The sequence below is a fragment of the Paenibacillus maysiensis genome (genome assembly GCF_000520815.1).
GTDB classification, from domain to species: domain Bacteria; phylum Bacillota; class Bacilli; order Paenibacillales; family Paenibacillaceae; genus Paenibacillus; species Paenibacillus maysiensis.
Map to the genome: position 1 here is coordinate 1 of NZ_ASRY01000190.1, position 8,061 is coordinate 8,061.

General features: G+C 46.9%; 8 protein-coding genes. All 8 read right to left on the reverse strand.

What is annotated here, in order from left to right; translation table 11 throughout:
• On the reverse strand, positions 1 to 803 hold an 803-nt coding region (locus L696_RS0113105), incomplete at its 3' end, for a glutamine synthetase family protein (RefSeq protein WP_025684036.1).
• Between the two features lie 117 nt (positions 804 to 920).
• Complete coding sequence (locus tag L696_RS0113110; protein ID WP_007430683.1) at positions 921 to 1,334, reverse strand: MerR family transcriptional regulator; 414 nt, start codon at positions 1,332 to 1,334, stop codon at positions 921 to 923.
• 83 nt (positions 1,335 to 1,417) lie between these two features.
• Positions 1,418 to 2,671 carry a methionine gamma-lyase family protein gene (locus L696_RS0113115; RefSeq protein WP_025684037.1) on the reverse strand — a complete coding sequence of 418 codons (1,254 nt, stop codon included), beginning with the start codon at positions 2,669 to 2,671 and terminating at the stop codon, positions 1,418 to 1,420.
• Positions 2,672 to 2,782: 111 nt separating this feature from the next.
• Entirely contained in the window at positions 2,783 to 4,069 is a 1,287-nt protein-coding gene (hflX, locus tag L696_RS0113120) for a GTPase HflX (RefSeq protein ID WP_025684038.1), read from the reverse strand.
• Positions 4,070 to 4,183: 114 nt separating this feature from the next.
• Positions 4,184 to 5,167 (reverse strand): AAA family ATPase, encoded by a 984-nt coding sequence (locus L696_RS0113125; protein ID WP_025684039.1) that lies wholly within the window; start codon positions 5,165 to 5,167, stop codon positions 4,184 to 4,186.
• Between the two features lie 147 nt (positions 5,168 to 5,314).
• On the reverse strand, positions 5,315 to 6,010 hold the full coding sequence (locus tag L696_RS0113130) for a YdcF family protein (RefSeq protein ID WP_025684040.1): 696 nt from the start codon (positions 6,008 to 6,010) through the stop codon (positions 5,315 to 5,317).
• Entirely contained in the window at positions 6,007 to 6,564 is a 558-nt protein-coding gene (locus L696_RS0113135; RefSeq protein ID WP_025684041.1) for a ribonuclease FAU-1 family protein, read from the reverse strand. Before L696_RS0113135 ends, L696_RS0113130 begins: the two co-directional genes overlap by 4 nt.
• 165 nt (positions 6,565 to 6,729) lie before the next feature.
• On the reverse strand, positions 6,730 to 8,061 hold a 1,332-nt coding region (locus L696_RS0113140), incomplete at its 5' end, for a penicillin-binding transpeptidase domain-containing protein (RefSeq protein WP_025684042.1).

An 8,061-nucleotide genomic window follows, 5' to 3' on the forward strand; every position in this document is an offset into this window, starting at 1 on the left:
GTCTGGCTCAATCCGAGTTCGTCTGATTCATCATAAAATACGTTTTCATTGTCCTTGAACAACGATTGGTTACAGTGCATACCGGAGCCGTTCACGCCAAACAATGGTTTTGGCATAAAGGTGGCGTGCAGACCGTGCTGACGTGCAATCGTCTTAACAACGAGCTTGAACGTTTGAATCTGATCGGCAGCTTTGATTGCATCTGCATATTTAAAGTCAATCTCATGCTGACCGGGTGCAACTTCATGATGGGACGCTTCAATTTCAAAGCCCATCTCTTCAAGCTTAAGGACAATTTCCCGACGACAGTTTTCACCCAGATCCATCGGTGCCAAGTCAAAATATCCACCTTGGTCATTCAATTCTGTAGTCGGTTCGCCTTTTTCATCGGTTTTGAACAGAAAGAATTCAGGCTCAGGTCCAACGTTCATCGAAGTATAACCCATCTCTTCGGCTTCCTTAAGTACACGTTTCAAAATACCGCGCGGGTCTCCAGCAAAGGGGATTCCGTCCGGCTTATAAATATCGCAGATCAAACGAGCTACACGATCCGAGGTTACCCAAGGGAATACTACCCATGTATCCAGATCGGGGTATAAGTACATGTCAGATTCTTCAATGCGCACATAACCTTCAATGGAAGAACCATCAAACATCATTTTATTATCCAGCGCTTTTGGCAACTGGCTAACCGGAATTTCTACATTCTTGATCGTACCAAGCAAATCTGTAAACTGCAAACGAATAAAACGAACATTTTCTTCTTCGGCAATCCGAAGAATATCTTCTCTGGTATAACTCACACTAACCTCTCCCTTTCTGTAGCGACTATATACAAAGTAGCTGTTCCGTAATTGTCTTAAATAAATGAGGTCTGGTCTTCAAGTAAAACGGTAGTATGCAAAAATGCAGGTTATACATTATCTCTTATTGAAAAAACGTGATAATTCACCTTGGATCAGGGATACCTGTCCTGGTCTTTTACCTGCCACAAGCTGTTGTTTCAGCAAGCGGTGAAGCTGGGTATCGGACATTTCACGGCGTTTGACTTCCGTATCTGCAGTAATAACCGTCGCTTCTTCCGATTCCTTGGTGACCGGATTCATGACTTGTTTAATTCCCGCAATGTTAACACCCTTCTCAATCAACGCCTTGATTTCAAGCAAACGCTCTACATCATTAAAAGAAAAAAGACGTTGGTTACCCGACGTACGGGCAGGAACTATCAAGTTATGCTGTTCATAATAACGAATCTGACGTGCTGACAAGTCCGTTAGCTTCATGACAATACCTATTGGAAATAAGGCCATGTTTCTGCGAATTTCGTCGCCCATTTGTCATCAACCTTCCAGTGATCTATTCTTCACCTTATTGTACATTTAGCTGATGCAAAGTGTCAATGGTATGTTAGAAAAACTCACAATAATTTACGTTCTTTCATTGTTTGCAGGGCCATCAGCACTCCATATTTCACATGAGAGTAGGTTAAGCCCCCTTGCATGTAACCAATATAGGGTTCACGAATCGGAGCATCTGCGGATAATTCCAGACTTCCTCCTTGTATAAAAGTGCCTGCGGCCATAATAACCGGATGCTCATAGCCCGGCATATCCCACGGCTCTGGTACCACATGGCTATCCACGGCGGCGGCACGCTGAATTCCTTGAACAAAAGCAATTAAATGCTCAGGTCCGCTAAAAGAAATGGCCTGAATCAAATCAGTGCGCTCCTCATGCCAGGCAGGCTTTGTTTCAAAGCCCATGTCCTCAAAGACCGCAGCCGCAAATATACTTCCTTTAACCGCTTGACCAACCAATGTTGGGGCGAGGAATAAGCCCTGAAAGATGCCTCTCGTAGTACCTAACATAGCTCCTACCTCTCCACCGATTCCAGGCGCAGTTAAGCGGTAGGCCGCCAGTTCCACATACTCTTGTTTACCGCAAATATATCCTCCCGTTTCGGCAATGCCGCCGCCGGGATTTTTAATTAGTGAACCTGCCATCAAATCGACACCGACCTGAGTAGGCTCCAGCTTTTCGGTAAATTCACCATAGCAATTATCCACAAAGACAATAACGTCAGGTTTAATCACCTTTACACGGGCTGTCATTTCCTCGATATCTGCCACACTAAAGGAAGCTCTCCAATCATAGCCGCGTGAACGCTGGATACCAATCACCTTCGTATTGGCATGGATTGCAGCCTCCACTGCTTTCCAATCTACTTTACCTTCTGCTGTCAGTGCAGTTTCTCCATAAGTAATGCCAAAATCCTGCAATGATCCGGTCCCGTCGCCGGGCTTGCCGATCACTTTGTGAAGCGTATCATACGGTTGCCCCGTAATATACAACAACTCATCACCTGGACGCAGCACGCCGAATAAAGCAGTGGCAATCGTATGAGTTCCCGAGGCAAAATGCGGGCGGACCAGCGCCGCCTCCGCACCGAACACATCGGCGTAGACCTCCTCCAGTACCTCACGCCCCCGGTCATTGTACGCATATCCCGTGGAGCCGGCAAAATGAAAATCGCTCACTTGCTTCCGCTGGAATGCCTGAATAACCTTCCACTGATTTGCATCTACAATATGATCTATACGCTGTAGTCGTTCCTGTATTTTGCGCTCTGCTGTTTCCTGAATTTGTTGGATTTCTGGACTAAAAACTACCATTTTACCTTTCTGACCCTCTCTCTTACGCAGCCTTAGGCTATTGATGTTATATCATCGTCGCTTTGAATGACGTGCATTATTATTGAATTGACCTAAAAACGTCATCAGATGTTAACCTTCTGTGAAGTCTTTGAGGGCATGACCATATTTTTCATACTCACCTCGCTGAACTTCCACCTCATAAATGACATCATTGCCATCATACTCGGTCAGGAGTACATCCCCGATCCGATAAAGCACCGATGTCAGATCCCCACGTTCCGCCGGAATGCGAAATCTCAGCGTATCTCCGCTCAGATGCTCCTGAATCAGCTCACGAAGACGCAACAGATCACTTTCGTCGAATGAGCTGATTTTCAAATAGCCCTCGCCGGAAGGAAGCATTTCCAGTTGCTCAGGAGTACAAGCGTCTTTTTTATTAAACAGTACGATCTGAGGCTTGTCCGCAGCCCCCAGTTGCTCCAAAATCGTTTCCACGACTTTCATCTGTTCGTCACGCATATCCGAGGAAGCGTCGACCACATGCAAAATAAGATGGGCCTCATTCGCTTCCTCCAGAGTAGCGCGGAAAGAAGCAACCAAATCATGAGGCAGATTTTGAATAAAACCAACTGTATCTGTAAGAATAATTTCTTTTCCGCTCGGCAATTCCATCGTTCTGGAGGTAGGGTCCAGTGTCGCAAACAGTTGGTTCTCAATATATACATCAGCCGCCGTCAGTTGCTTTAACAGCGTTGATTTACCCGCATTGGTGTAGCCGACAAGCGCTACCTGCACAATACCACTTTTTTGTCTGCGCTCTCTGTGTAAATACCGATGTCGGGTCACTTCCTCCAACTGACGCTTCAAATCGCTGATACGATCACGGATGTGACGGCGATCTGTCTCCAGCTTGCTTTCACCGGGACCACGTGTTCCGATACCGCCGCCGAGTCGCGACAGATTTTTGCCGTGACCAGACAAACGGGGTAACAAATAGGACAACTGCGCCAGCTCAACCTGAATAATACCTTCTCGTGTTTTCGCACGCTGGGCAAAAATGTCCAGAATGAGCTGCGTACGGTCGATAATTTTGAGATCCAGACTTTCTTCCAGGTTACGCACCTGAGCCCCCGACAGCTCCTGATCAAAAATAGCCGTATTCGCGCCCAATTCCTCGGCAGCCGCACGTAGTTCTTCTACCTTACCTTTGCCGATAAACCATTTGGAATCCTTTACTTCCTTGTTCTGAGTCAAAACGCTAAGCACTTCAACACCAGCCGTCTCAGCCAGCTTCACAAGTTCATTCAGAGAGTATTCTGTATTGATGCCAGAACGCTTGACTTCATCCGTAATCAGACTGACCAGTACCGCCTTATCCTGCATTTCGGTTTGTGTATCATAAGTGGAGTTCGCCATATTGTTTGCTCCTTTATTTTCCATGTTAACTCTCGCACAGAGACCGACCTGATATTCAGGCCGGCCCCCGTTTGATGTTATACAATTCGATGTGGTTCAGATTTCTATTATCGCCTATCTTTTGTCCATTTTCAAATCCTCAGGACGCAGTGTCATCAGTTCTTGCTTTCCCGGCTGCCCGCTCCTGTATTGATTGAGCAACCGGACAGCCTGATGCCGAATCGCTTTTTCGATCACATTGCGGACATAACGCGCGTTGCTGAATGCATGGAGACTGTCGTTGCGTTCATTCAACAGATGCTCTTTCATTTTGAGTATAGACTGGGGCATGAGAATATAATCCCGTTCTTTGGCCATCATTTCGGAAATTTGGATAAGCTGATCCACGGTATAGTCCGGAAAATCAAGCTGGATGGGAAAACGGGAAGGCAAGCCAGGATTCGTACGCAAAAAGAAGTCCATCTCCCCCGAGTATCCGGCAAGGATCAAAATAAATTGATTTTTCTGATCCTCCATGGATTTTACTAAGGTATCAATAGCTTCCTTTCCAAAATCCTTTTCCCCTCCCCGCGCCAAACTGTATGCCTCATCAATAAACAGCACTCCACCCAGAGACTTCTTGACCAGATCTCGCGTTTTTTGCGCGGTATGCCCAATATACTCGCCTACCAAATCAGCCCTTTCCACCTCAATCAGATGGCCTTTGCTCAGTACCCCCATTTTTTGCAGCATTTTAGCGATAATGCGTGCTACCGTTGTTTTCCCCGTACCCGGGTTTCCTTTGAAAATCATGTGGTATACGTGCGCATTACTCAACAGCCCCGCATCGGTACGCATATGGGCAATTTGCAAAAAAGCATATACTTCAAATACCAGTTCTTTGATGTTATCCAGACCGACGAGATGATCGAGTTCCTTCTGAATTTCCTGATAGAGACTAAGATACTGCGGTAACGCCTGCGACTTGGTCGAAGTTGCTGCATCCGTCTCGTCAACATTTACCGAAGCTATCGGCTCCGGGCTACGCAGCACGACATTGATTTGCCTGGAAGGTCTCTCCTCCGTCCGCTTGCCCGCGGCGATTCCCCGTCCGTTCATGCATCCATCACCTCAACATTTCTTCAGGCACAGCTTACCCTACTAATGTATTCGGCCCGGCATGTCCTTATTAGCACAAAAGCAACGGGAGCTTTTGCAAAGCATTTTGTTTATGGAGAAGACCACTATGAGAAAACGTTGTACGTTTCAGGACACCCAGGTTTTGGCACCAAGCCACCACCGTTGCAGCGACCATTTGGCGTAAGCCAGCACCTCTCTCGACTGATGAAGCGGCATATTCAGTACTTTAGATTCCGCTAGAGCCATCTGAGGATGATCCAAATTCAAAAATCGGGCAATCTCCAGCGCCCGTGGGCCATGATAGTTATGTGTGATAATCACGGTCGAGGTCCAACCATACTCCTGCATGATGCGCTGGCTATACAGCAGATTTTCGTAGGTACTGGTCGCATGGTTTTCCAACACAATATGCTGCGCTGGAACACCTCTGTCGACCAAATAGCGTTGCATCCCCTCAGCTTCCGTATAGGGGTAAGTCGGTTTGTCCAACCCCCCGCTTACAATCAGATGCTTCACTGTCCCGTTGCGGTATAGCTGCAAGGCTTCGTTCAGCCTCTCCTTAAGCCCCGGACTTGGCTCTGCTCCCCACATGGAAGCCCCAAGTACAATACCTACCTGTGCCTGCTTAAGCGGAGTGGTAGAGGCTGCGTTATTCATATTCCAAAATCGAATACCCACCCATACCAAACCGATCATAAAGATAACCAGCAGACAAAGTATAAGACGTTTGGCTGCTGTAAACTTTTTCTCTGGGTGGCTCAGCCTGCTTTTTAATTCAGATTCTTTTCGCCCAGTGCTTCTCATCCTCTGCAAAGCCTTCACCGATCCCTCTTAAAATCACCATTGTGAAACCAATCTTCCCGGTGTTTCAGCGACATTTTAAAATAGGGAAATGTATGGGCATCTATTCGTCGTAAAACGTCAGCCGCCGTACGATTAGCCAATTCTGCCTCCTGTATCGAGATATGCCCGCGCTGCAACGCATCCTCCAACTCATCCTCGTCCACCAAAAAGATTTCGCCATTTTTAAGTACAACCACATCCAAATACAAATCGTCAAACCAGGGAACTCCCTGATCGGTCACACCCTGATTACGGCAGGTATCAATATACCATTCCACAATCTGCTCCCGATTGTCGAACATGGCAGTCACAACATAATGCTCACCCTTCGGATAATATTGCAACCAGGAATAACCTTTATCCGCTATGCAAAACGTATGACCGCCGTAGCTTTTCCATAACGGCTCCTTGAGACTCAAAATGGTATACAAGGTCACATATCCTGTAAACACGTCACTTTCCACATACCGGCAAGCAAACTTGCGGTTCGTTATTCTGCGCCAGTTGGCCCGGTCTCCGAATTTGCGCTTCATAAATGATGTTCCTCTCCAACATTGGTAAAACCAGCTTACCATATTTAAACTGTACACTCAAAAATAACTCCCTTCATCACAGCAAAAAAGGTATTCTCAGACCATGAAATGGTCCGAGAATACCTTTGGTTGAGATAAATTCAACTTGCATACAACATATGCCTTCTAATTTCGGTTGCGATGTCCACGATTGGAGTTCGAATGACCATTGGAATTGCTTTCCTGACTTCCATCCGTTGTGGCTCCTGTCGTAGATGTATCCGTATTTTCTGGATTTACCATAGTATCTTCATCAGAAATACCTGTATCCGGTGAAGTAGTCTGACCATTTCCCTGATTCGTGTCACTTCCTGTGCCGGAGCTGTCACTATTATTGCCTGGACTGCCAGTGCCATTTCCGCTAGTGTCTCCAGGAGTCGTCGGAACCTGTTCCGGGCTGGTTCCATTATCGGTACCTCCAGGGAATGTATTCCCCTGATCGGTGCCGTTCTGACCATCTGTAGTCCCGCTGTTATCCGGTAATGTTCCATTCTGATTCGGATCGGTTCCCTGCTGAGGATCTACCGGAGTGGTCTCTGCCGGAACTTCCACACGGATCGTATTGGAAGCCTCGGATTCTTTTCCATCCGTCCCATAAGCTACTACATAATATTCATACGTGTTTCCAGCTATAGGAGACGTGTCTTCACCACTCGTGCCCTTCATTGCCTCCATAATTGCAGTAAAGCCAGCATCAGAAGTCCCTTTGCGATACACACGGTACTGCATATTATCTCCCGCCGCGGCATTCCAGGACAGCGATACAATTTGGGTGTCCTGACTATAAGACCCGCTCAGTCCGCTTGGAGCGGTAGGCTGAACTGGCTCATCTGGCTTCTGCTCAACTGGCGGTTCATATCCTTTCGGCTGGCTGAATTGCGTAACCGGGTGCCCCTTGAGGGCTTCACCCATGACCCTTCCGAAAAAGGCTGCCGACTGCCCACTGTAATTTCTCAGCATATGCTTGCTGTCCGGCTTGTCATAGCCCATCCATACCGCACCAGTATATTCCGGCGTATAACCGACAAACCAGATATCACGGTTGCCACTGTTACCGCTGATTCCACTCTGGGTTGTACCCGTTTTACCGGCTACAGGCCAATCAATACGGGCTTTACGACCAGTACCGCTATTGACGACATTTTGCATCATCTGCGTCATTTCATAAGCTGTTTTCTCGCTCATTACGGTTTTAAACTCTTCTTTGTGAGTGTAAACCGTTTTGTCATCACTATCATTAATTTCCTTGATGGAATAAGCCTTTTGGAACTGTCCGTTATTGGCAAAAGAGCTGTACGCCTGTGCCATTTCAAGGGTATTCGTTCCTTTGCTTAATCCACCTAAAGCAATAGCGAGCGAGTGATCATTTTTGTCCATCGGAATTCCTACGCTTTCCGCGAATTGAACTCCTTTTTCCACACCAATTTGGTTCAGCAGCCATACTGGCGGGATATTTTT